This is a genomic window from Gemmobacter serpentinus (assembly GCF_008973825.1).
Taxonomy (GTDB): domain Bacteria; phylum Pseudomonadota; class Alphaproteobacteria; order Rhodobacterales; family Rhodobacteraceae; genus Gemmobacter; species Gemmobacter serpentinus.
In genome coordinates, this window is record NZ_WCHR01000002.1 from 42,419 (window position 1) to 66,130 (window position 23,712).

The window sequence follows — 23,712 nt, forward strand, 5'->3', positions numbered from 1 at the left end:
GGCGTGGAGACGCGCGCACCGCATATTCCGGTGCTTCTGCGGCCCTTGCTGGCGGCCTGCGCGCCGGTTTCCGGGCGCTGGCTCGATGGCACTTTTGGCGCAGGGGGCTACACGCGCGGGTTGCTGGCGGCAGGTGCCGCCCATGTGACCGGCGTCGATCGCGATCCGTTGGCTTTGCAAATGGCCCAAGCATGGGCGGGCGAATATGGTGACCGGCTGTCGCTGGTGGCCGGCAATTTCTCGGGCCTTGATACCTATGACCATGATCTGGACGGCATCGTGCTGGATCTGGGCGTATCCTCCATGCAGCTGGATCTGGCAGAGCGCGGCTTTTCCTTCATGAAGGACGGCCCGCTGGATATGCGGATGAGCCAGGCGGGCACATCGGCAGCCGATCTGGTGAACGAGACCGATGAGGCGACCCTTGCCGATATTCTTTACCTTTATGGTGAAGAACGCGCCTCGCGCCGTATCGCCCGCGCCATCTCGGATGCCCGCAAGCAGGAGCCGATCACCACCACCCTGCGTCTGGCCGAGATCGTGGCGCGCTGCCTGCCGCGCCCCAAGCCCGGTCAAAGCCATCCGGCAACCCGCAGCTTTCAGGCGATCCGCATCGCGGTGAACACCGAATTCGAGGAACTGGCCGAAGGTCTGGCTGCCGCCGAACGCGCGTTGAAGCCCGGCGGAAAACTGGCGGTTGTCACCTTCCACAGTCTGGAAGACCGTATCGTGAAACGCTTTTTCCAGACCCGCAGCACCGAGGTTCAAGGCAATCGCTACGCGCCTTCGGCGGCGGGGCCTGCCTCCAGCTTCAGCCTTGTCACCCGTCGGGCCGTCGGGCCCGATGATGAGGAACTGGCTGAGAACCCGCGCGCGCGCTCGGCCCGGCTGCGGGTCGGCCAGCGCACCGAGGCGCCCGCCCACAAGCTTGACCTGGCGGCGATCGATGTGCCGCAGATCCGCAGGAAGGGGGGGCGTCGCTGATGCGTGTGCTGATCTATATGCTGACCTTCGCGGCGGTGATCGGGCTTGGCTTCTGGGCCTATAAGGAAAACTACGCGACCCAGCAGGCGCTGAAGGATGTGTCCAAGCTGAACAGCGAAATCGCCGATCTGCGCGAGGCACTGTCGATCCAGCGCGCCGAATGGGCCTATCTGAACCGCCCCGACCGGCTGCGCGAATTATCGACGATCAACTTTGACCGTCTGGGCCTGCTGCCGCTGGAACCCGAACAATTCGGCATGTCGAGCCAGATCGCCTATCCGGCCCCCGAAATCGAGATCCCGCAACCCTCCGAGGTTACCTCGGTCTCCAATCAGGAGGAGCAGTTCCCATGACCGCCTATCATCCTGATGAGCATGACATGATCGAGGAACCGGCCGCACGCACCCCGCTGCGGCCTTTGGCGCGGGTGCTTCACGCCCGCGAGACCGGCGGCAACCCCGACACGATCGAACGCGAGAACCGCCATGCCCGCCATGAGGTGATGCGCGAAAAGTCGCGCCGCCGCTCCGAAGGGCGGCTGCTGTTCCTGGGCCTTGCCTTCTTGGCCGCCTTCACGGTGATCGGGGCGCGGATGGGGCTTCTGGCTGCATCCGAGCCGATGGAGCCGCGCTCGGCCGCGCCGGGTGCGCCGATCCTTGCGCAGCGTGCCGATATCACTGACCGCAATGGCAGGGTTCTGGCGACCAATCTGGTGACCCATGCGCTTTATGCGCAGCCGAAAGATATGGTTGATCCGCTGCGCGTCGCGCGCGAACTGGCGGTGATCTTCCCCGATCTGAAGGAAGAGGATCTGGCGCGCCGTCTGACCGATGGCCGCAGCTTCCTCTGGATCAAGAAGAAGCTCTCGCCCGAACAAATGCAGAAGGTGCATGAGATCGGCGATCCGGGCCTGCTGTTCGGCCCGCGCGAGATGCGGCTTTATCCCAACGGGCGGCTTGCATCCCATGTGCTTGGCGGCGCGTCCTTTGGGGCCGAAGGTGTTCACAGTGCCGAGGTGATCGGCACGGCAGGCCTTGAGAAATTCATGGACGCCCGTCTGCGCGATCCCGCACAGGCGGCAGAGCCGGTGGTTTTGTCGCTGGACCTGACGGTGCAGGCCACGGTGACCGAAGTGCTCGACACCGGCATGAAGATGATGAATGCGAAGGGTGCTGCGGCGGTCCTGATGGATGTGCGCACCGGCGAGGTGCTAAGCCTTGTCTCGCTGCCCGATTTCGATCCCAATGACCGCCCGAACCCGCTGGTGAAGGGCGATCCCGCCGACAGCCCGCTGTTCAACCGCGCGGTGCAGGGGGTCTATGAGCTGGGCTCGACCTTCAAGATCTTTGCCGCCGCGCAGGCGATGGAGCTTGGCCTTGTGAATCCGAATTCCATGGTCGATGCCAATGCGCCGATGGTCTGGGGCAAGCATCGTATCAAGGAGTTTCAGGGCAAGAACTATGGCCCGTTGCTGACGGTGTCGGATGTGATCGCGAAATCCTCCAATGTCGGCACCGCGCATATCGCGCTGATGATCGGGGGACTCAAGCAACAGGCTTTTCTGAAATCGCTGGGCTTCTTTGAACCGACCCCGCTGGAAATGGTCGAGGCCCGCAGCTCGCGCCCGCTGATCCCGGCCAGATGGCCCGATATCGTGACCATCACCGCCTCTTATGGCCACGGGATGAGCGCCAGCCCGATGCATTTGGCCGCCGCCTATTCCACCATTGCGAATGGGGGAATCGCGGTGCAGCCGACGCTGCTGCGTCGCAATTCCGCGCCCGAGGGCACCCGGCTTCTGTCGGAACGGGTCGCGCATGATTCCGTCGCCATGTTGCGTGGCGTGGTCGATCACGGCACAGCCTCCTATGCGCGGATCAAGGGTTATTCGATTGCGGGCAAGACCGGCACCGCCGACAAGCCCAAGCGCACGGGCGGCTATTACAAAGACAAGGTGATCAATACCTTCGCCTCGATGTTCCCGGCCGATGACCCGCGCTATGTGTTGGTGGTGACGCTGGACGAGCCGGTCGATACCGCCGGGCCAGAGCCGCGCCGGACCGCAGGTTATACGGCCGTTCCGGTCGCCGCCGAAGTGGTGCGCCGGGTGGCACCGCTGCTGGGGGTCCGGCCCGAGATTGCACTTCCCGCCGCGAATGGGGTAACAGCCGTCAGCCGGGCCAACTGATCCGGCCCCTTGGGTAGAAGGGCGGGCCGGGGCCCGCCTGGAATGAGTGAAAGCGCCAGGACGGGCGCGGGATGGGACAGATGGCCGAACGCGTGGCGACGCTTGCCGAACTGGGGCTTACGGCCAAATCTGGCCGCGAGGTCCGCCTCACCGGGCTTGCGGTGGACAGCCGGGCGGTGAAGCCCGGCTTCCTGTTTGCGGCCATGCCGGGCAGCAAGATGCATGGGGCCGAGTTCATCCCCTTTGCGCTGCGCATGGGGGCGGTCGCGGTCTTGACCGATGCCGAAGGGCTGCGCCTTGCGGGAGAGACCATTCCGCCCGAGGTCGCGGTGGTGGTGGCGGAAGAGCCGCGCGCGGCCTTGGCCATGGCTGCCTCCCTGTGGTTCGGCGCGCAGCCTGAAACCATGGTTGCGGTCACCGGCACCAATGGCAAGACATCCGTGGCGACCTTCACCCGGCAGATCTGGATGGCCTTGGGACATGCCGCGATCAATATCGGCACGACTGGTGTGGAAGGGGCCTGGGCCGCGCCCTCGGCCCATACCACGCCCGATCCGATCACCCTGCACCATATGCTGGCCGATGCCGCTGCGGCGGGGGTCACCCATGCCGCGATGGAGGCATCCTCGCATGGGTTGGATCAGTTCCGGCTGGATGGGGTGCGGCTGAAAGCGGCGGGCTTCACCAATTTCACGCAAGACCATCTGGATTATCACGGCACGTTCGAGGCCTATTTCGCGGCCAAGATGGGGTTGTTTGACCGTGTGCTGCCGCCTGATGCGGCGGCGGTCATCAATATGAATGACCCCAAAGGGGCCGAAGTGGCCCGCATTGCCGCAGCGCAGGGGCAGCGGGTGATTACCGTGGGCCATGATGCGGGCTGCGATCTGCAAATCGCGGGCCAGCGTTTTGACGCGACAGGGCAGGACGTGCGCTATCTCTGGCAGGGCAAGGCGCATCAGGTGCGGCTGAACCTGATCGGCGGTTTCCAGGCCGAAAATGTCGCGCTGGCGGCGGGGCTGGTGATCGGCGCGGGGACGGCACCCGGCGATGTCTTTGCAGTCTTGCCGCAATTGTCGGGCGTGCGCGGGCGGATGCAACTGGCCGCGACCCGGAGCAATGGCGCATCGGTTTTTGTCGATTACGCCCATACGCCCGATGCGCTCGCCACCGCGCTGAAGGCGCTGCGCCCGCATGTGATGGGCCGGGTAATCGTGATCTTTGGTGCAGGCGGTGACCGGGATCGGACCAAACGCCCGCTGATGGGGGCTGCGGCTGCGGCCCATGCCGATGTGCTGTTCGTGACCGATGACAATCCGCGCAGCGAAGACCCGGCCGCGATCCGGGCCGAGGTGATGGCGACCTGCCCCGAGGCCAATGAGGTCGGCGACCGGGCCGAGGCAATCCTGCGTGGCGTGGACGCCCTGCAACCGGGCGACGCGCTGCTGATCGCGGGCAAGGGGCATGAGTCCGGGCAGGTCATCAAGGGCGATATTTTCCCCTTTGACGATGTGGAACAGGCCTCTATCGCGGTGGCGGCGCTGGATGGGGTGATCTGAGATGGCATTGTGGACCTCGGATGAGGCAGTTGCGGCAACCGGTGGGCACAGCCCGGTCGCATGGGCGGCAACCGGCGTATCCATCGACACCCGCGCATTGCAGCCCGGCGATCTGTTTGTCGCGCTGAAAGACGTGCGCGACGGGCATGATTTCGTGGCGCAGGCGCTGGCGGCCGGGGCGGCGGCTGCCCTTGTGTCACGCGTGCCCGATGGCGTGGCACCGGATGCGCCGCTGTTGATCGTGCCCGATGTCTTGCAGGGGCTGGAGGCCATGGGCCGCGCCGCCCGGGCCCGGACATCGGCGCGGGTGATCGGGGTCACCGGGTCGGTCGGCAAGACCTCCACCAAGGAAATGTTGCGCTCCATGCTGTCGGGGCAGGGCCGTGTTCATGCTGCCGAGGCCAGCTACAACAATCATTGGGGCGTGCCGCTGACGCTGGCGCGGATGCCCAAAGACACCGATTTCGCGGTGATCGAGATCGGCATGAACCACCCGGGCGAGATTTCGCCACTGGCGCGCATGGCTGATCTGGATGTGGCGGTCATCACCACGGTCGCGGCGGCCCATCTGTTTGCCTTTGACGGCCTGGAAGGGATTGCGGCGGAAAAGGCCGCGATCATCGACGGTTTGCGGGCGAATGGCACCGCCATCCTGCCCGCCGGTCTGCCGGTCAGCGATATCCTGCTGGCCCGCGCGGCAAAGGCGGGCGTCAAGACCGTGACCTTTGCCGACAAGGATGCAGATTGGCACATCGCCACCGCCCAATGGGGCGAGGAGGCGAGCGTTGTTCAGGCTGCAACCCCGCAGGGTATCCGGCTTTTGCGGGTGCAATCGCCGGGGCGGCATTTCGCGGTCAACGCCTTGGCGGTGCTTGCGGTGGCGGCAGCCCTAGGGCTGGATCCGGCGCTTGCGGCGCAGGATCTGGGCCGCTGGAAACCTTTCGTGGGTCGTGGCCAGCGGGAACGGATCATCACCGATCCGGTGGACGAGACCGGGTTCGATCTGATCGACGACGCCTATAACGCCAATCCCGCCTCGATGGCGGCCAGCCTGGACGTGCTGTCGATCCTGCAGCCGAAAGACAATATCGGCCGCATCAGCAAGGGCCGCCGCATCGCCATTCTGGGCGATATGCTGGAAATGGGCGAAACCGAACTTGCGCTGCACGCAGCCATTGCCGATCACCCCGCCATGGCGAAGCTGACGCTGGTGCATTGCGTGGGCCCGCGCATGAAGGCGCTGCACAAGGTGCTGCCCGCCAGCATCCGGGGCGAATGGGTGGAGGCCGCGACCGATCTGCTGCCGCGCCTGCCGGCGCTGGTCGATGCGGGCGACGTGGTGCTGGTCAAGGGCTCCAAGGGGATCAAGGTCAGCCTGCTGGTTGATGCATTGCGCAAAATGGCGCGCCCGGGCGGGCGCGAAACGGGGCTGGAAGGCCCCCAACAAGAAGGCAAAGGGGCAGAGTAATGCTGTATATCCTGACGCAGTTCTCCGATGGCGGCGACCTGTTCAACCTGTTCCGCTACATCACCTTCCGCGCTGGTGCGGCCTTCTTTACCGCGTTGATCTTCGGCTTCCTTTTCGGGCGGCCGCTCATCAATCTGTTGCGCCGCAAGCAGGGCAAGGGACAGCCGATCCGCGACGATGGCCCGGCCTCGCATTTTTCCAAGGCGGGCACGCCCACCATGGGGGGCTTGCTGATCCTGTCGGCCTTGGTGGTGTCGACCGTGCTTTGGGCGCGGCTGGATACGCCCTATGTGTGGATCGTTCTGCTGGTCACGCTGGGCTTCGGTCTGATCGGCTTTGCCGATGATTACGCCAAGGTCACCAAGCAGAATACCAAGGGGGTCTCGGGGCGGGTGCGGATGGCGCTTGGCCTGTTGATTGCGGCATTGGCCTCATATGCGGCGGCGCAATTCCATCCGGCGGCGCTGACCAATCAACTGGCGCTGCCCTTGTTCAAGGATGCGTTGATCAATCTGGGCTGGTTCTTCGTGCCCTTCGGCATGATTGTCGTGGTGGGGGCTGCGAATGCGGTGAACCTGACCGATGGTCTGGATGGTCTGGCCATCGGCCCGGTCATGATCGCGGCGGGGGCCTTTGGCGTGATTTCCTATGCCGTGGGCAACGTGAATTTCGCCGATTATCTGGGCGTGCATTCGGTGCCGGGCACAGGCGAGTTGCTGGTTTTCACCGCAGCCCTGATCGGCGGCGGCCTAGGGTTCCTGTGGTATAACGCGCCACCTGCCGCCGTGTTCATGGGCGATACCGGCAGCCTTGCCCTTGGTGGTGCGCTTGGTGCCATCGCGGTCTGCACCAAGCATGAGATCGTGCTGGCGATCGTTGGCGGCCTGTTCGTGGTCGAGGCGCTGTCGGTGATCATTCAGGTGGCTTACTTCAAGCGCACCGGGCGCCGCGTCTTCCTGATGGCCCCCATCCACCACCATTTCGAGAAAAAGGGCTGGGCCGAGCCGCAGATCGTGATCCGCTTCTGGATCATCGCCCTGATCCTTGCGCTGATCGGTCTGGCCACGCTGAAGGTGCGCTGATCCCCGATGGCGGTCAAACGGCGCGAGGCTGATCTTTATCCCCCCCTGAAAGCCTATCTGGAGGGGCAGGGGTTCGAGGTGAAGGCCGAGATCGGCGCCTGCGACCTGATGGCGGTGCGGGGCGATGAGGCCCCGATCATCGTGGAGATGAAGACGGGCTTCACGCTGGCTTTGGTCATGCAGGGGGTGCAGCGCCAGACCCTGTTCGATGCGGTCTATCTGGCGGTGCCTGCGCCCGGCAAGAAGGGCTGGGCGCATCGCTACCGCGACATGATCGCGCTTTGCCGTCGTCTGGGTCTTGGTCTGCTGGCCGTGGGCGAAGAGGGGGTGGAGGCGCATCTGGACCCCGGCCCCTACTTGCCGCGCCGCCAGACCGCCCGGGCAGGCCGTTTGCTGCGCGAGTTCCAGCGTCGGGTGGGGGACCCCAATACCGGCGGCACCACCGGCATCGCCCGCATGACCGCCTATCGGCAGGATGCGCTGCGGCTGTTGCGCGCCTTGGGCGATGGCCCCGCCGCGCCGCGTGTTCTGGTGACTGCGACCGGCGTCGCACGCGCGGGCGTCATGCTGCGCGCCGACCATTACGGCTGGTTCGAGCGCGCCGCGAAGGGCGTCTATGTCCTGACCCCGAAGGGTCAGGCCGCGCTTCTGGACCATGCTGAGGCATTGGCGGCCCTGTGATCTGAACAGGCCATGATCTGGTCAGGCTGTGATCTGATAAGGCCATGATCCGGTCAGATTGCGCGCCGGTCGGGCTGTGACCCGTTATCCCTTGTCGGGGCCGATGCTCTGGCCGTTACGGATCAAGCCCCCGACAGCAATGCCTGCACGCGGGCGGTGAAATCCTCACCGCGCTTCTCGAAATTCGGATATTGGTCAAAGCTCGCGGCGGCAGGTGCCAGCAGCACCACTTCGCCGGGTTCGGCCTCGGCTGCGGCGCGGGTCACGGCCGCCTCCATCGTCTCGCAAATCTCATGCGGGGTCTCGCCCATCTGCAGGGCGAAGTCGCGGGCGGAAAAGCCGATCAGATAGGCCTTCACCACCGATCCCAGATGCGGCGCAAGGTCCGCGATCCCGCCCTCCTTGCCCATGCCCCCGGCGATCCAGCGGATCTTGGGGAAGGCTTGCAGGGCCTTGGCGGCGGCATCGACATTGGTCGCCTTGCTGTCATTGACGAAGCGCACGCCGCCCCGCTCGCCGACCAGTTGGCTGCGATGAGGCAGGCCGCCAAAGGAATGCAACGCCGCTTCGATCTGTTTCGGGGCAAGGCCAAGGCTGCGGCAGGCGGCATAGGCCGCGCAGGCATTCTGGTGATTATGCGCGCCGGGCAGGCCCTTGATCTCGCGCAGGTCGATCGCGGCCATCTGCCGACCTTTGCGCCATTCCGCCAGAAACCCCTTGCGGGCAAAGACCGACCAGCCGAAATTTTCCAGCTTTGACCCCGACGAGATGCGGATCACCCGGTCATCCTGCGGCGACTGGCCCAACTGATTGGCGAGAAACTGCCCCTCGACCTCATCGACGCCGACCACACAGCGATCCGGCCCGCCCTCGGCGAACAGCCGCCGCTTGGCCGCGAAATAGCCGCCCATCCCGTTATGGCGATCCAGATGATCGGGCGAGAGATTGGTGAAGACCGCGATATCGGGGGTCAACGCGCGGGCAAGCTCGGTCTGGTAGGAGGACAGTTCCAGCACCACGACCGCGCCATCCTCGGGCGGGTCGATATCCAGCACGCCGCGCCCGATATTGCCCGCCATCTGGCTGGGCCGTCCGCATTCCAGCAGGATGTGATGGATCAGTGCGGTGGTGGTCGATTTGCCGTTCGACCCGGTGATGCAGACCACGCGGGGGGCGGTTTCGAAATTGTCCCAGTTCGGGGTGGCAAAGCTCTGGAAGAACAGGCCGATATCATTGTCGACGGGGATGCCAAGTTCCAGCGCGCGGGCAATCACGCGGTTGGGCGCGGGGTAAAGATGTGGAATGCCGGGCGAAGTGACAAGGCAGGCCACATCTTCCAGCGCGCCGTGTTTCATCAGGTCGGTGCAGGTGAACCCTTCCGCCTCGGCCTTGAGGCGCGCCTCGGCGCTGTCATCCCACAGAACCGTCTCGGCCCCGCCCGCCACAAGCGCGCGCGCGGTAGCAAGGCCCGACCGACCCAGGCCAAGAACCGCAACCCGCCGACCGGAATATCCCTGAACCGCAATCATGACCGCCCCCTAGATTTGCTGGCCGCGCTTTGCGGCCCGCCGTCGCAATGCGGGGGCCAGCCCCCGCGCCCCCGGGATATTTGAGAATAGAAGAGGGGGGAAGGGGGGAACAGTGGCTTGATCGATCTGCGGCTGCGGGCGCGCTGTCATTGCCGGGTGCTGCAATCGGCAGGGCCTTTGGCGGGGCATTCGTGCAAGGGCAAGGGCCGGTCACTGCAAGGTCAAATGCCTGTCGGACTTCCCGCTGGTCAGACCGGGATTTTGCCGTTAAGCTGAATGGAAAGGTTCGGGGCCCCGTTTCGGGGATCACATGGGCCAGAGGCAAGCAGGCAAATCAGGCGGTTTCCATGACTGAGATGGTCTATGGCTCGATGCCCGAACGGGTATCGGAGCCGGTTTTCCCCAAATGGTGGCGCACCATCGACAAATGGTCGCTGACAGCGGTGCTGGTGCTGTTCGGCATCGGCATCCTTTTGGGGCTTGCGGCCTCGGTCCCGCTGGCCACGCGCAACAACCTTGACCCCTTCCACTATGTGGAGCGGCAGGCCTTCTTCGGTGTGCTTGCGCTGGCGGCGATGCTGGGTGTTTCCATGCTGCCGCCCGAGGCCGTGCGCCGCCTAGGCATTCTTGGCTTTGCGGTATCATTGGTGGCACTGGCCTTCCTGCCCTTCCTTGGCACCGATTTCGGCAAGGGGGCGATCCGCTGGTATTCGCTGGGCTTTGCCTCGTTCCAGCCATCCGAATTTCTGAAACCCGGCTTCATCATCGTCACCGCCTGGCTGATGGCCTCGGCGCAAGAGATCGGCGGCCCGCCCGGCCGGATCATCTCTTTCGCGCTGGCGATCGTCGTGGTCGTGCTGCTGGCGATCCAGCCCGATTTCGGCCAATCCATGCTGATCGTTTTTGGCTGGTGCGTGGTCTATTTCGTGGCTGGCGCGCCGATGACGCTGATCGTGACCATTCTCGGGCTGGTCGGCGCTGCGGGCTTCATGCTTTACGGCATGTCGGAACACCTGGCGCGCCGGATCGACGGCTTTCTGGCCGCCGATGTCGATCCGCGCTCGCAATTGGGCTATGCCACCAACGCCATCCAGGAAGGCGGCTTCTTCGGTGTCGGCGTGGGCGAGGGGCAGGTGAAATGGACCCTGCCCGATGCCCATACCGATTTCATCATCGCGGTCGCCGCCGAGGAATACGGGCTGATCCTCGTGCTGATGATCCTGGGTCTTTACGGCGTGGTCGTGGTGCGGTCGATGTTCCGCCTGATGAAAGAGCGTGATCCCTTCGTGCGGCTGGCGGGTTCGGGTCTTGCCTGCATCTTTGGTGTGCAGGCCATGATCAATATGGGTGTGGCCGTGCGCCTGCTGCCCGCCAAGGGCATGACGCTGCCTTTCGTCAGCTATGGCGGCTCGTCGGTCATTGCTGCGGGCATCACCGTTGGGATGCTGCTGGCGTTGACGCGGAGCCGTCCGCAGGGCGAATTGCAGGATATCCTGTTCCGGCGGGGGCGCTGAGAATGGCAAAGCCGCCGCTTCTGTTGATTGCAGCCGGGGGCACCGGCGGGCATATGTTCCCGGCACAGGCCTTGGCCGAGGCGATGCTGGCACTTGGCTGGCGGGTGAAGCTGTCGACCGATGCACGCGGCGCCCGCTATGCCGGGGGCTTTCCGGCAGCGGTGGAGATCGAGGAAGTGTCTTCGGCCACTTTCGCGCGGGGGGGCGCGCTGGCGAAATTGCTGGTGCCGTTCCGCATCATCGGCGGCGTGGCCTCTGCCGCGCTTGCGATGCTGCGTGACCGGCCAGCGGTTGTGGTGGGCTTTGGCGGCTATCCGTCGATCCCGGCCATTGCGGCGGCGACGCTGTTGCGCCGCCCGCGCATGATCCATGAACAGAACGGCATTCTGGGCCGGGTGAACCAGAGTTTTGCCCGCAGGGTCAATCTGGTCGCTTGCAGCATCTGGCCCACCGCCCTGCCTTCGGGGGTGGAGGGGATCCATACCGGCAATCCGGTGCGTCAGGCCGTGCTGGACCGCGCCGGGGCACCCTATATCATGCCGGGCGACTATCCGATGAGCCTTGTGGTCATCGGCGGCAGCCAGGGGGCGCGCATCCTGTCGGATGTGGTGCCCGAGGCGATCGCCGCCCTGCCCGAAGGGCTGCGCCGCAATCTGCGCGTGGCCCATCAGGCGCGGGCCGAGGATCTGGACCGCGTGGTCGAGACCTATGCAAATGCCGGCATCCATGCCGAGGTCGAGCCGTTCTTTGCCGATATCCCGCGCCGTCTGTCCGAGGCGCAGCTGGTGGTCTCGCGCTCTGGCGCGTCCTCCATCGCCGATATCTCGGTGATCGGGCGGCCCGCGATCCTTATCCCCTTTGCGGCGGCCCTTGGCGATCACCAGACGGCCAATGCCCGCGGGCTGGTTTCCGCCGATGCGGCGATCCTGATCCCTGAATCTGCCCTTGACCCCGCGACGCTCTCGGCGCACATCGCCGCGGTGCTGTCGCACCCGGAGGCTGCCGGGCGGATGGCTGCCAATGCCCTGGCACAAGGGCGCCCCGACGCGACCGAGCGTCTGGTGGCGCTGGTGCAGCGTCTGGCGCATGAAGATTGACCTTGACCCCGTTGCCTGACACGGCCCGGCCGCCCGTCTTGATTTGACCTGACCCGGCCCGGCGACTTGACCCGGAAAGAACCAGATGAACGCCGCGACCAAACTGCCCCTCGAACTTGGCCCCATCCATTTCGTGGGCATCGGCGGCATCGGCATGTCGGGCATTGCCGAGGTGCTGATCACGCTTGGCTATCGTGTGCAGGGCTCGGATTCCAAGGCCTCCAAGATCACCGACCGGCTGGTCAACCTCGGCGCGCAGTTCTTTGAGGGCCAAAGCGCCGCCAATATCGGCGAGGCGGCGGTGGTGGTGATTTCATCGGCCATCAAGAAGGGCAACCCCGAACTGGAAGAGGCGCGCCGCCGCAAGCTGCCCGTGGTGCGCCGGGCCGAGATGCTGGCGGAACTGATGCGCCTGCGCTCCAACATCGCCATCGCGGGAACCCATGGCAAGACCACGACCACGACGATGGTTGCAACCCTCTTGGACAAGGGCGGGTTTGACCCGACCGTGATCAATGGCGGTGTGATCCATGCCTATGGGTCGAACGCCCGCGCCGGGGCCGGGGAATGGATGGTGGTCGAGGCGGACGAATCTGATGGCAGCTTCAACCGGCTGCCCGCGACCATCGCCATCGTCACCAATATCGACCCCGAACATATGGAACACTGGGGCAGCTTTGACGCGCTGCGCAAAGGCTTTCTCGATTTCGTCTCCAACATCCCGTTTTACGGGCTGGCGGTCTGCTGCACCGATCACCCCGAGGTGCAGACGCTGGTCGGCCGCCTGACCGACCGGCGCGTCGCGACCTTTGGCTTCAACGCCCAGGCCGATGTGCGGGCGGTGAACCTGCGCTATGCGGGCGGTGTCGCGCATTTCGACATCCTGCTGCAAAGTGAGGGGGATGACGCGAAGATCGAGGGCTGCACCCTGCCGATGCCGGGCGATCACAATGTCTCAAACGCATTGTCGGCGGTGGCGGTGGCGCGCCATCTGGGGATGAAGAAGGAAGAGATCCGCGAGGCGCTGGCGCAATTTGGCGGCGTGAACCGGCGTTTCACCAAAGTGGCCGAGGTGAATGGCGTGACCATCATCGACGATTATGGCCACCACCCGGTCGAGATCGCAGCTGTGCTGAAGGCCGCACGGCAGGCGATTGCGGGGCGCGACGGCGCGCGGGTGATCGCGGTGCATCAGCCGCATCGCTATAGCCGCCTGTCCTCGCTGTTCGAGGAATTCTGCACCTGTTTCAACGAGGCCGATGTGGTGGGCATCGCCGATGTCTATGCGGCGGGTGAGGATCCGATCCCGGGTGCCAGCCGCGATGATCTGGTGGCGGGCCTGATCGCGCATGGCCATCGCCATGCCCGCGCGGTGCTGAACGAGGATGATCTGGCGCGGCTTTGCCGTGAACAGGCGCGCCCCGGCGATATCTTCGTCTGTCTGGGGGCTGGCACGATCAGCGCCTGGGCCAATGCGCTGCCTGCCAAGCTCGCCTGAGCCGGAAAGGTGCCCGTTCGGGGCAGGGGGATCAGGATTTTCGACGAAAATCCTGTGCCGCCCTTGCGTCGCCCGCGCGCCTTCGGCAAAACCCTTGCCATGAGCGATTTCCCCACACCGCGCGGCGTGCTGACGCCGGACCGTCCCCTTGCCGATCTGACCTGGCTGCGCGTCGGCGGCCCGGCGGACTGGTTGTTCCAACCCGCAGATGAGGAAGATCTGGCGGCGTTTCTGGCGGGCTTGCCCGCCGATATCGCGGTTTTCCCGATGGGAGTGGGGTCGAACCTGATCGTGCGCGATGGTGGCATCCGGGCGGTGGTGATCCGGCTCGGGCGCGGCTTCAACGCCATCACGATCGAGGGCGACCGGGTGATCGCCGGGGCTGCGGCATTGGATGCCCATGTCGCGCGCAAGGCGGCCGAGGCCGGGCGCGATATCACCTTCCTGCGTACCATTCCCGGCTCCATCGGCGGGGCGGTGCGGATGAATGCGGGCTGCTACGGCCATTACGTTGCGGATTTTCTGGAAGAGGTCCGCATTGTCACCCGCGACGGCCAGATCCAGACCTTGTCTGCGGCGTCGCTGAACCTGCGCTACCGCCAATCCGATCTGCCGGAAGGCGCGGTGGTCATCAGCGCCACCTTCCGCACCGGGGCGGGGGATCCCGCGGCACTGGCCGCACGGATGGAGGATCAGCTTGCCAGGCGCGATGCCTCGCAGCCCACCAAGGAGCGCAGCGCCGGGTCCACCTTTCGCAATCCGCTGGGGCGCAGCTCCACCGGGCTGGCCGACGACACGCATGAGTTGAAGGCCTGGAAGGTCATTGACGATGCCGGGATGCGCGGCGCGCGCATCGGGGGCGCGCAAATGAGCGAGAAACATTCCAACTTCCTGATCAATGCGGGTGGTGCCTCTGCCGCAGATCTGGAAAATCTGGGCGAGGATGTGCGAAAAAGGGTTTTCCAAAACAGCGGGATCACGCTAGAATGGGAAATCATGCGCGTTGGTGAACCGGCGGCAAAATAACAAAAAATATCGGGGCGTTAGACCCTGAAGAGGCAGTAAATGGCGGGCAAGTCGGGCAAGACGGGCCTCCGCATAGCAGTTTTGATGGGTGGACGTTCCGCTGAGCGGGAGGTTTCCTTGTCGTCGGGGCGTGAATGCGCCAATGCGTTGCGGGTGGCGGGTTACGAGGTGATCGAGGTCGATGCGGGCCCCGACCTTGTCGCGCGCCTGCAAGAGATCAAACCCGATTGCGTGTTCAACGCCCTGCATGGCCGCTGGGGCGAAGATGGCTGCGTGCAGGGCATTCTGGAATGGCTGCGCATTCCCTATACCCATTCCGGCGTGCTGGCATCCGCCCTTGCCATGGACAAGCAGCATAGCAAGGCGGTCTATCGTGCTGCAGGCCTGCCGGTTCTGGAAAGCGTGATTGTCGCGCGGGAGGAGGCATCCTCCCGCCACGTCCTGCCGCCGCCCTATGTGGTGAAACCCTATAATGAGGGGTCTTCCGTCGGGGTCTATATCGTGGCCGAGGGCGCAAACAGCCCGCCGAAACTGGCCGCTACCATGCCCGACCGGGTGATGGTGGAAACCTATGCGCCGGGGCACGAGCTGACCTGTGCGGTGCTGGGCGACCGGGCGCTGGCGGTGACCGATATCATCACCTCTGGCTGGTATGATTACGACGCAAAATACAAGGCTGGTGGCTCGCGTCATGAGGTGCCGGCCAATATCCCGGTCGAGATCACCGAAGCGTGCAAGGATTACGCCCTTCGCGCCCATAACGCGCTTGGCTGCCGTGGCCTCAGCCGCAGCGATTTCCGCTGGGACGCGGCGCGCGGTCTGGACGGGCTGATCCTGCTGGAGACCAATACCCAACCGGGGATGACACCGACCTCGCTCGCGCCGGAACAGGCCGCGCTGATGGGGATGGATTTTCCGACGCTGTGCCGCTGGATCGTGGAGGATGCCTCATGCGACCGCTAGTGGCAGAGCGCAGATATGCGGCCCCCGGTACAGCCCCCAGCACGGGGCAGGCCTATCAGGCGCAGCCGCAACAGCCATCCGCCCCGGCGCAGCCGCAGGTGCGCCGTGATCCGGCGCCGACCCGCATGGCTTACCGGATGCAGCGTCTTTGGCTGACGCCGCTGTTTCGCGTGCTGGTGCGCGTGGGCATTCCGGGCTTTGTCATCGCGCTGGTGACCCTGCTGTGGCTTGGCAATGACGAGCGTCGTGCCGCCATGCTGGCCCGGGTCGACGAGATGCGCGAAGCGGTCGAGAACCGGCCTGAGTTTCGTGTCAATGTGCTGGAAATCACCGGGGCCTCGCCGTCGCTGGATGCCGCGATCCGCGATATGCTGGCGCTGAAGTTGCCGGTCTCCAGCTTCGATCTGGACCTGGAGGCCGCGCGTGCCAAGATCGCCACGCTGGACGCGGTGGAGAATGTGCTGGTCAAGGTCGGCGGCTCCGGCGCGCTGGAAGTGACGATCACCGAGCGGATCCCGGCGCTGATCCTGCGTCGCGGCGAGGAGTTGGACCTGCTGGATGGCAAGGGCCGCCGCGTCGCCCGCATCCTGAGCCGCGCCGATCGTCCCGATCTGCCGCTGGTGGCGGGCGAGGGCGCGAGCCTTGCCGCCGATGAGGCGCTGATGCTGGTGGCGGCCGCAGGTCCGATCCTGCCGCGTCTGCGTGGCCTTGTCCGCATCAGCGAACGCCGCTGGGATCTGGTGCTGGACCGTGGCCAGCGCATCCTCCTGCCTGCGCAAGACCCCGTTCGCGCGCTGGAACGCCTGCTGGCGCTCGACAAGGCGGAAGACCTTATGAACCGTGACGTCCTGACCATGGACCTGCGCAACCAGCAGCGTCCGACCCTTCGACTGGCCCCGGCGGCATTGCGTGAAATGCGCCGCTCCATGGGCCTCGTGACAGTGGAGAACGACCTGTGACCGATCTCTATCAATCCCAACGGGCGATGCGGAACATGCGCCGGGCTGCCATGCAGCGGGGCGTGGTCGCGATCCTTGATATCGGGTCGTCCAAGATTGCCTGCCTCGTGCTGCGCTTTGATGGCCCCGAACGCCGCCGCGAAAGCGATGGTGTGGGTTCCATGGCGGGGCAATCGCAGTTCCGTATCATCGGTGCGGCGACCACGCGCTCGCGCGGGGTCCGCTTCGGCGAGATCCATGTGATGACCGAGACCGAAAGCGCGATCCGCACCGCCGTGCAGGCCGCGCAGAAAATGGCCAATGTGCGGGTCGATCACGTCATCGCCTGCTTCTCGGGTGCAGAGCCCCGCAGCTATGGCCTTGCGGGCGATATCGAACTGCAAGACAGCGTGGTGACCGAGCAGGATGTGGCACGGGTGCTGGCCGCCTGTGACATGCCCGATATCGGGCAGGGCCGCGAGGTGTTGCACGCACAGCCGGTGAACTTCGCGCTGGATCATCGATCGGGGCTTGGCGATCCGCGTGGGCAGATCGGCAACCGTCTGGCCTGCGACATGCACCTGCTGTCGGTCGAGGCATCGGTGGTGCAAAATCTGCTTTACTGCATCAAGCGCTGCGATCTGGAACTGGCGGGCATTGCGTCCTCGGCCTATGTTTCCGGCATTTCCAGCCTTGTGGAAGACGAGCAGGAGCTTGGGGCCGCCTGCATCGACATGGGCGGCGGTGCCACCGGCATCTCGATCTTCATCAAGAAGCACATGATCTATTCGGATTCCGTGCGCATGGGGGGCGATCACATCACGCTCGACATTGCCAAGGGTCTGCAAGTGCCGATGGCCGTGGCCGAGCGGATGAAGACCAAGCATGGCGGCGTTCACGCCACCAGCATGGATGACCGCGAGATGATCGAGATGGGCGGCGATAGCGGCGACTGGGAAAAGGACCGCCGCCGCGTCAGCCGGACCGAACTGATCGGCATCATGCGGCCGCGCGTCGAGGAAATCCTTGAGGAAGCGCGCGCCCGGTTGGATGCGGCGGGCTTTGACCATCTGCCCAGCCAGCAGATCGTGCTGACGGGGGGCGCAAGCCAGATCCCCGGTCTGGACATGCTGGCCGCGCGCATCCTGGGCCAGCGCGTCCGTCTGGGGCGCCCGCTGCGCATCCAGGGATTGCCGCAGGCGGTGACGGGGCCGGCATTCTCGTCTTCGGTGGGGCTGTGCCTCTTTGCGACCAGTCCGCAGGATGAATGGTGGGACTTCGACATCCCGACCGAGAAATATCCGGCGCGGTCGCTGAAGCGGGCCTTCAAATGGTTCAAGGACAACTGGTAAACCGCAATATCTCGCGCAGAAGGCGAAATCCCGCCGATATGGCGGGGTTTATCCCCCATATTTTGTGGGCGGAATCGCGTTTTTTTCGTGACGCCGCCAGTCACTGTGGATAGAATTGAGGATAATTCGGAGAGTCCGCGCCCGGGACAGGTGTGGCTTACTCGCGAAATGAACGAAAAACTGGCGGCTCACAAGTATAAGCAGGCGGATTGGCGATGACCTTGAATCTCATGATGACCTCCCAGCAGCAGGATCTGAAGCCCCGCATTACCGTGTTTGGTGTGGGTGGTGCAGGTGGCAATGCTGTCAACAACATGATCGAGCAGCAGCTGGAGGGTGTGGAGTTCGTCGTGGCCAATACCGACGCGCAGGCGCTGCAGCAGTCGAAGGCCGGGGCCCGCATCCAGATGGGGCCGAAAGTGACCGAGGGTCTGGGCGCGGGTGCGCGTCCGCAGGTGGGGGCCGCCGCCGCCGAAGAAACGATCGAGGCCATCGTTGACCATCTGGCCGGTGCGCATATGTGCTTCATCACCGCCGGTATGGGCGGCGGCACCGGCACCGGCGCTGCCCCGATCATCGCGCAGGCCGCGCGCGAATTGGGTGTGCTGACAGTGGGTGTGGTGACCAAGCCCTTCCAGTTCGAGGGCAACAAGCGGATGCGTCAGGCCGAAGAGGGCATCGAGGCGCTGCAAAAGGTCGTCGATACCCTGATCATCATCCCGAACCAGAACCTGTTCCGTCTCGCCAATGAGCGCACGACCTTCACCGAGGCCTTCGCCATGGCCGATGATGTGCTGTATCAGGGCGTCAAGGGCGTGACCGATCTGATGGTCAAGCCGGGCCTGATCAACCTCGATTTCGCCGATGTGCGCTCTGTCATGGACGAGATGGGCAAGGCGATGATGGGCACGGGCGAGGCCACCGGCGAGGAGCGTGCGGTGCAGGCGGCCGAGAAGGCCATTGCCAACCCGCTGCTGGATGAGATCAGCCTGAACGGTGCCAAGGGCGTGCTGATCAACATCACCGGCGGTTATGACCTGACCCTGTTCGAGCTGGACGAGGCCGCGAATATCATCCGCGAAAAGGTCGATCCCGACGCCAATATCATCGTGGGTTCCACGCTGGATCCGTCGATGGATGGCACGCTGCGCGTGTCGGTCGTGGCGACCGGCATCGATGCCTCGGCTTCCAATCGTGCCGAAACGCCGGTGCGCCGCCCCATGGGCTCGGCCGCGCCGGGCTTTGCGCCCGAGCCGGTCCAGCAACCTGTGCAACAGCCGGTTCACCAGCCGATGGCCGCGCGTCAGCCCGCAGCGCCCACCGTGACCGTGCAGGTTTCGCAGCCGGTGGCGCAGCAGCAGCCGATGACGCTGCAACCGGCACCGCAGCCGGCCCCGACCCTGTTCGATGCCCCGGCGCAGCACGCAGGTTTCCAGCCGATGCATGAGGCCGAAGAGGTGATGGGGGATGTGCCGCCGCCGGCCTATCGTCCGGCCCCCGCCCCGCAGCCGGCCCCGCAGGCCCGCAGCTTCAGCGCCCATGACGATGATGCGGCGGCTTTCGTCGCCCCGCGTCCGCGTCCGGCAGGTCAACCCTCGCCCGAGGCCTTGGCGCGTCTGCAGGCAGCCGTGAACAAGACCCCGAGCGGGCAGCAGGCCGTGCGTCCGCAGCCGACCGCGCAGCGCCCGATGGCCCAGGCCCCGGTGCAGCAACCGCGCGCGGCGGCCGAGAAGCCGCGCTTTGGTATCGGGTCGCTCATCAACCGCATGGCGGGTCACGCAACCGAGCCCGCGGCGGAGCGCCCCGCACCTCGCCAGCAGCCGCAGGTGTCGTCCTACGATGACGAGCCGGAGCTGTCGGCCGATCAGGAACGTATCGAAATCCCGGCCTTCCTGCGTCGTCAGGCCAATTGATTTCCCTGACGTTAAGGTAACATTAATCAGGAGAATGGCCCGGGTGTCCGGGCCTTTTTCTTTTGTGGATCAATGTGTTGTGGGGCTATTGGCGGATTGTCGCATCGCATTCGTTCCAGTGTTACAACCGGTTACAAAGAGTGAGTTGTTCATTTTGCCCCCCCGGACTACCTAAACTTCGCGGCTATGTCTGACAGGAATGTGCCTGGCGGATGGGGTCGTGGATCTGGCCAACTTTGGGGGCTGAACGTGCAGAACACCTTGAAATCACCTGCGGTCTTTACCGGACTGGGGCTGCATTCCGGGGAAGCGGTGCGCATGGTCGTGCATCCGGCGCCGGTTGACACCGGGGTCTGGTTCCGCCGTGCCGATCTGTCCGGCTCTGACGCGCTGATCCCGGCCCGCTGGGATGCGGTCGTGCAATCCAAGCTGTGCACCCTTGTCGCCAATCCGGCGGGGGCTTCGGTTTCCACCATCGAACATATCATGGCGGCCCTTGCGGGGATGGCCATCCACAACGCCCTGATCGAGATCGACGGGCCGGAAGTGCCGATCCTTGATGGCTCGTCGGAGCCTTTCGTGCAGAAATTCCTTGAAATCGGTCTGGTGCGTCAGGACGCCCCGGTGCGCGCGATCCGCGTGCTGAAAGCCGTCGAGGTGCGCGATGGCGATGCCGTGGCCCGTCTGGAACCGTCAGAGAATCTTGAGATCGATTTCCGCATCGACTTTGCCGAAGCAGGCATTGGCCGTCAGGAAAAGCACCTGTCGATGGCCAATGGCGCCTTCGTGCGTGAACTTTGCGACAGCCGCACCTTCTGTCTGCAAGCGGATGTGGACCGGATGCGCGCCAATGGTCTGGCGCTTGGCGGCACCCTGGAAAACGCGGTCGTCTTTGAGGATGGCGAAGTGCTGAGCCCGGGTGGCCTGCGCCACAATGATGAGCCGGTGCGCCACAAGATGCTGGATGCGCTTGGCGATCTGTCGCTGGCAGGTGGACCGATTCTGGGCCGCTACACGGGCATCCGCGCCGGTCATGCGATGACCAACCGTCTGCTGCGCGCATTGTTTGCCGATCCGACCGCTTACCGCTTTGTCGATGTCGGTGGCACGACGGAGCGTAAGCTGCCGGGCATGGGCGTGCATCGCGGGGATTTGCCGATCCGGCATTGAGGGCGGCGCGAAGGTCGCCCCAAGCCGAAAGGCGTTTTGCGCAGCCGATTTTTCTGTGCTAGGACAAGCCGAACACCCTGCGGCCTCTGTCGTGGGAAGTGCTTCCGCCCCTTTTATGCCGGGCGGCGCAGGCAGGAATTGACGAGGCAGACGTGCGAAAGATCAGTGGCGGAACTTCGGGCGCGGGCATCCTGAGCGGCTTGCTGCTGACGGCCTTTCTGGCAGGCTGCGGCGGTGGCGCGGCGAAAGAACCGGCGCTGGATACGTTGAGTGCGGAACAGATCTTCAAACGGGGCGAATACACCCTTGAGGAAGAGAACCGCCCGGACGATGCCATCCGCTACTTCGCCGAGATCGAGCGCCTTTACCCCTATTCCGATTGGGCGCGGCGCGCCCTGATCATGCAGGCCTTCACCTATCACAAGGCCAAGGAATACGAGGATGCCCGTCAGGCCTCGCAACGTTTCCTCGACTATTATCCGGGGGATGAGGACGCGGCCTATGCGAAATATCTGCTGGCCTTGTCTTATTACGATCAGATCGACGAGGTCGGTCGCGATCAGGGCCTGACCTTCCAGGCGCTGCAGGCGTTGCGCGAAGTGATCGAGGAATATCCCAATAGCGAATATGCCCGTTCGTCGATCATGAAGTTCGACCTGGCTTTCGACCATCTTGCCGCAAAAGAGATGGAGATCGGGCGCTATTACCTGAAGCGTGGCAATTATACCGCCGCCATCAACCGTTTCCGCGTCGTGGTGCAGGATTTCCAGACCTCTACCCACACGGCGGAGGCGCTGCACCGGCTGGTCGAATCCTATCTGGCGCTTGGCTTCAATGCTGAGGCACAGACGGCTGCGGCGATTCTGGGCCATAACTACCAGTCCAGCCCGTTCTATCAGGACAGCTACAAGCTGCTGACGGCACGCGGGCTTGAACCCAAGGCTTCGGGCGACAGCTGGCTGGCCAAGGTTTACCGTCAGGTGATCCGGGGCGAGTGGCTGTAACGGCCGGATCGGGGCTGAGATGCTGCGCACGCTGGATATCCGCGACATGCTGATCATCGATCGGCTGTCGCTGGCCTTTCAACCCGGGCTGAATGTGCTGACCGGGGAAACCGGGGCGGGCAAATCCATCCTGCTTGATTCTCTGGGCTTCGTGCTGGGTTGGCGCGGCCGGGCCGAGCTGGTGCGCAGCGGGGCCGAGAAGGGCGAGGTGGTGGCCAGTTTCGACCTGCCGCCGGGCCATGCCGCGCGGGCCGTGCTGGCGGAATACGAGATCGAGGCAGAGGATGAATTGATCCTGCGCCGGGTCAATCATGCCGATGGCCGCAAGACCGCCTGGGCCAATGATCGCCGCGTCTCGGGTGAGGTGCTGCGCGCGCTGTCTGAAACGCTGGTTGAACTGCATGGTCAGCATGATGATCGTGGGCTTTTGAACCCGCGTGGGCATCGGCAGATGCTGGATGCCTTTGCGGGCCTGGATCTGGCCCCCGCGCGGGCGGCATGGTCTGCGCTTGGCGCGGCCCGCAAGGCGCTGGCCGAGGCCGAGGCTGCGTTGCAGGCCGTGCGCGCCGAGGAAGATTTCCTGCGCCATGCCGTGGCAGAGCTGGACAAGCTGAACCCCGAACCGGGCGAAGAGGCCACGCTGGATATGCGTCGCCGCACCATGCAGGGGTCCGAGAAGATCCGCGCCGATGTCGCCCGCGCCCATGCCGCTCTGTCGGAGCAGGGGGCCGAGGCCATGCTGCTGGAGGCGCTGCGGCGCCTGGAGGGCGTGGCGGATCAGGCCGGGGGCGCGCTGGAGGCACCGATTGCCGCGTTGAACCGGGCGCTGATGGAATTGGGCGACGCGCATTCCGGCGTCGAGGCCTGCCTTGAGGCGCTGGATTTCAACCCCTCCGAGCTCGAGGCGCTGGAGGAGCGGCTGTTTGCCATCCGGGCGCTTGCGCGCAAGCATTCGGTGCTGCCCGATGATCTCGGCGGCTTTGCCGCCGGATTGCGCAAGCGGCTTGAGGCGCTGGATGGCGGCGAGAAAAACCTGGCCAGCCTGCGCCGGGCGCTGAACCTCGCGGAAGATGCCTATGGGGCGGAGGCTGCAAGGCTGACCGATCTGCGCAAGGCGGCGGCGCTGCGGCTGGATGCGGCGATGGCGGCCGAGCTTGCGCCCCTGAAGATGGAACGCGCGAGTTTCGAGACGCAGGTGACGCCGGGCGATGCCGGGCCGGAAGGCGTGGATGCCGTGGCCTTTACCGTGGCCACCAACCCCGGTGCCCCTGCGGGGCCGCTGAACAAGATTGCGTCGGGTGGCGAACTCAGCCGCTTTCTGCTGGCGTTGAAGGTCTGTCTGACGGGGGACACGCCCGGTATCACCCTGATCTTTGATGAGATCGATCGCGGGGTGGGCGGTGCCACGGCAGATGCGGTGGGGCGCAGGCTCAAGGCATTGTCGGATCAGGCGCAGGTTCTGGTTGTGACCCATAGCCCGCAGGTCGCGGCCCTTGGCGCGCATCACTGGCGGGTGGAAAAGCGTGTGGCGGATGGCATGACCACATCGACCGTGATCCCGCTTTCGGCCCCCGACCGGGTGGAGGAGATCGGGCGCATGTTGGCCGGGGATACCGTCTCGGATGCCGCCCGAGCCGCCGCAAGGGCGCTGCTGGAAGCCTGAGTCGGGCGGTTGATGCCGCGTTGCAGCACGCGCCGGGCCGCCATGCATAACGGGCAATGGTTTTCGCGGCGTCCTGCCCTAAT

General features: G+C 65.0%; 19 protein-coding genes. 18 read left to right on the top strand and 1 reads right to left on the bottom strand.

The window, feature by feature from the left end:
* Positions 1-3: 3 nt before the first annotated feature.
* The 7 genes from rsmH to GBJ34_RS00280 all read left to right on the top strand — a co-directional run bounded on the left by rsmH (position 4) and on the right by GBJ34_RS00280 (position 7,962).
* The gene (gene rsmH / locus GBJ34_RS00250; RefSeq protein WP_151717246.1) at positions 4-984 is read left to right on the top strand and encodes a 16S rRNA (cytosine(1402)-N(4))-methyltransferase RsmH; all 981 of its coding nucleotides are present in this window, start codon (positions 4-6) and stop codon (positions 982-984) included.
* Complete coding sequence (gene ftsL / locus GBJ34_RS00255; protein ID WP_151717247.1) at positions 984-1,337, top strand: cell division protein FtsL; 354 nt, start codon at positions 984-986, stop codon at positions 1,335-1,337. The genes rsmH and ftsL overlap by 1 nt, the downstream gene beginning before the upstream one ends.
* Positions 1,334-3,172, top strand: coding sequence for a peptidoglycan D,D-transpeptidase FtsI family protein (locus GBJ34_RS00260; protein WP_226340993.1), 1,839 nt, complete (start codon positions 1,334-1,336; stop codon positions 3,170-3,172). The genes ftsL and GBJ34_RS00260 overlap by 4 nt, the downstream gene beginning before the upstream one ends.
* Positions 3,173-3,252: 80 nt before the next feature.
* Complete coding sequence (locus GBJ34_RS00265; RefSeq protein ID WP_151717248.1) at positions 3,253-4,731, top strand: UDP-N-acetylmuramoyl-L-alanyl-D-glutamate--2,6-diaminopimelate ligase; 1,479 nt, start codon at positions 3,253-3,255, stop codon at positions 4,729-4,731.
* 1 nt (position 4,732) lies between these two features.
* On the top strand, positions 4,733-6,199 hold the full coding sequence (locus GBJ34_RS00270) for a UDP-N-acetylmuramoyl-tripeptide--D-alanyl-D-alanine ligase (RefSeq protein ID WP_151717249.1): 1,467 nt from the start codon (positions 4,733-4,735) through the stop codon (positions 6,197-6,199).
* Positions 6,199-7,281 carry a phospho-N-acetylmuramoyl-pentapeptide-transferase gene (gene mraY / locus GBJ34_RS00275; protein WP_151717250.1) on the top strand — a complete coding sequence of 361 codons (1,083 nt, stop codon included), beginning with the start codon at positions 6,199-6,201 and terminating at the stop codon, positions 7,279-7,281. The genes GBJ34_RS00270 and mraY overlap by 1 nt, the downstream gene beginning before the upstream one ends.
* Before the next feature lie 6 nt (positions 7,282-7,287).
* Positions 7,288-7,962, top strand: a complete 675-nt coding sequence (locus GBJ34_RS00280; protein ID WP_151717251.1) for a DUF2161 family putative PD-(D/E)XK-type phosphodiesterase — start codon at positions 7,288-7,290, stop codon at positions 7,960-7,962.
* 122 nt (positions 7,963-8,084) lie between these two features.
* On the opposite strand, the gene murD is transcribed toward GBJ34_RS00280, so the two are convergent.
* Positions 8,085-9,491 (bottom strand): UDP-N-acetylmuramoyl-L-alanine--D-glutamate ligase, encoded by a 1,407-nt coding sequence (murD, locus tag GBJ34_RS00285; RefSeq protein WP_151717252.1) that lies wholly within the window; start codon positions 9,489-9,491, stop codon positions 8,085-8,087.
* 347 nt (positions 9,492-9,838) lie between these two features.
* Here murD and ftsW point away from each other — a divergent pair, with 347 nt between their 5' ends.
* The 11 genes from ftsW to recN all read left to right on the top strand — a co-directional run bounded on the left by ftsW (position 9,839) and on the right by recN (position 23,629).
* Positions 9,839-11,005: a putative lipid II flippase FtsW gene (gene ftsW, locus GBJ34_RS00290; protein ID WP_151717253.1), complete on the top strand. Its 1,167-nt coding sequence runs from the start codon at positions 9,839-9,841 to the stop codon at positions 11,003-11,005.
* A gap of 2 nt (positions 11,006-11,007) precedes the next feature.
* Positions 11,008-12,102, top strand: a complete 1,095-nt coding sequence (locus GBJ34_RS00295) for a UDP-N-acetylglucosamine--N-acetylmuramyl-(pentapeptide) pyrophosphoryl-undecaprenol N-acetylglucosamine transferase (protein ID WP_151717254.1) — start codon at positions 11,008-11,010, stop codon at positions 12,100-12,102.
* Positions 12,103-12,187: 85 nt separating this feature from the next.
* Complete coding sequence (gene murC, locus GBJ34_RS00300) at positions 12,188-13,600, top strand: UDP-N-acetylmuramate--L-alanine ligase (protein WP_151717255.1); 1,413 nt, start codon at positions 12,188-12,190, stop codon at positions 13,598-13,600.
* A 99-nt stretch (positions 13,601-13,699) separates the two neighbouring features.
* Positions 13,700-14,626 (top strand): UDP-N-acetylmuramate dehydrogenase, encoded by a 927-nt coding sequence (murB, locus tag GBJ34_RS00305; RefSeq protein WP_151717256.1) that lies wholly within the window; start codon positions 13,700-13,702, stop codon positions 14,624-14,626.
* A gap of 39 nt (positions 14,627-14,665) precedes the next feature.
* Positions 14,666-15,589 (top strand): D-alanine--D-alanine ligase, encoded by a 924-nt coding sequence (locus GBJ34_RS00310; protein ID WP_192931063.1) that lies wholly within the window; start codon positions 14,666-14,668, stop codon positions 15,587-15,589.
* Positions 15,577-16,548 (top strand): cell division protein FtsQ/DivIB, encoded by a 972-nt coding sequence (locus tag GBJ34_RS00315; protein ID WP_151717257.1) that lies wholly within the window; start codon positions 15,577-15,579, stop codon positions 16,546-16,548. The genes GBJ34_RS00310 and GBJ34_RS00315 overlap by 13 nt, the downstream gene beginning before the upstream one ends.
* Positions 16,545-17,879, top strand: a complete 1,335-nt coding sequence (gene ftsA, locus GBJ34_RS00320; protein ID WP_151717258.1) for a cell division protein FtsA — start codon at positions 16,545-16,547, stop codon at positions 17,877-17,879. The genes GBJ34_RS00315 and ftsA overlap by 4 nt, the downstream gene beginning before the upstream one ends.
* A gap of 215 nt (positions 17,880-18,094) precedes the next feature.
* Positions 18,095-19,792, top strand: coding sequence for a cell division protein FtsZ (ftsZ, locus tag GBJ34_RS00325; RefSeq protein WP_151717259.1), 1,698 nt, complete (start codon positions 18,095-18,097; stop codon positions 19,790-19,792).
* Positions 19,793-20,041: 249 nt separating this feature from the next.
* Positions 20,042-20,962, top strand: coding sequence for a UDP-3-O-acyl-N-acetylglucosamine deacetylase (lpxC, locus tag GBJ34_RS00330; protein ID WP_151717260.1), 921 nt, complete (start codon positions 20,042-20,044; stop codon positions 20,960-20,962).
* A 161-nt stretch (positions 20,963-21,123) separates the two neighbouring features.
* Positions 21,124-21,966 (top strand): outer membrane protein assembly factor BamD, encoded by an 843-nt coding sequence (locus tag GBJ34_RS00335; protein ID WP_151717301.1) that lies wholly within the window; start codon positions 21,124-21,126, stop codon positions 21,964-21,966.
* A gap of 19 nt (positions 21,967-21,985) precedes the next feature.
* Positions 21,986-23,629: a DNA repair protein RecN gene (recN, locus tag GBJ34_RS00340; RefSeq protein WP_151717261.1), complete on the top strand. Its 1,644-nt coding sequence runs from the start codon at positions 21,986-21,988 to the stop codon at positions 23,627-23,629.
* Positions 23,630-23,712 lie beyond the last annotated feature (83 nt).

Bases quoted from the DNA above. Each gene is read 5' to 3' on its own strand.
- murC (WP_151717255.1), top strand. From the start codon at position 12,188: ATGAACGCCGCGACCAAACTGCCCCTCGAACTTGGCCCCATCCATTTC.
- ftsZ (WP_151717259.1), top strand. From the start codon at position 18,095: ATGACCTTGAATCTCATGATGACCTCCCAGCAGCAGGATCTGAAGCCC.
- GBJ34_RS00295 (WP_151717254.1), top strand. From the start codon at position 11,008: ATGGCAAAGCCGCCGCTTCTGTTGATTGCAGCCGGGGGCACCGGCGGG.
- GBJ34_RS00265 (WP_151717248.1), top strand. From the start codon at position 3,253: ATGGCCGAACGCGTGGCGACGCTTGCCGAACTGGGGCTTACGGCCAAA.
- ftsW (WP_151717253.1), top strand. From the start codon at position 9,839: ATGACTGAGATGGTCTATGGCTCGATGCCCGAACGGGTATCGGAGCCG.
- GBJ34_RS00270 (WP_151717249.1), top strand. From the start codon at position 4,733: ATGGCATTGTGGACCTCGGATGAGGCAGTTGCGGCAACCGGTGGGCAC.
- GBJ34_RS00260 (WP_226340993.1), top strand. From the start codon at position 1,334: ATGACCGCCTATCATCCTGATGAGCATGACATGATCGAGGAACCGGCC.
- GBJ34_RS00310 (WP_192931063.1), top strand. From the start codon at position 14,666: ATGGCGGGCAAGTCGGGCAAGACGGGCCTCCGCATAGCAGTTTTGATG.
- murB (WP_151717256.1), top strand. From the start codon at position 13,700: ATGAGCGATTTCCCCACACCGCGCGGCGTGCTGACGCCGGACCGTCCC.
- GBJ34_RS00315 (WP_151717257.1), top strand. From the start codon at position 15,577: ATGCGACCGCTAGTGGCAGAGCGCAGATATGCGGCCCCCGGTACAGCC.
- recN (WP_151717261.1), top strand. From the start codon at position 21,986: ATGCTGCGCACGCTGGATATCCGCGACATGCTGATCATCGATCGGCTG.
- murD (WP_151717252.1), bottom strand. From the start codon at position 9,491: ATGATTGCGGTTCAGGGATATTCCGGTCGGCGGGTTGCGGTTCTTGGC.
- ftsL (WP_151717247.1), top strand. From the start codon at position 984: ATGCGTGTGCTGATCTATATGCTGACCTTCGCGGCGGTGATCGGGCTT.
- GBJ34_RS00280 (WP_151717251.1), top strand. From the start codon at position 7,288: ATGGCGGTCAAACGGCGCGAGGCTGATCTTTATCCCCCCCTGAAAGCC.
- mraY (WP_151717250.1), top strand. From the start codon at position 6,199: ATGCTGTATATCCTGACGCAGTTCTCCGATGGCGGCGACCTGTTCAAC.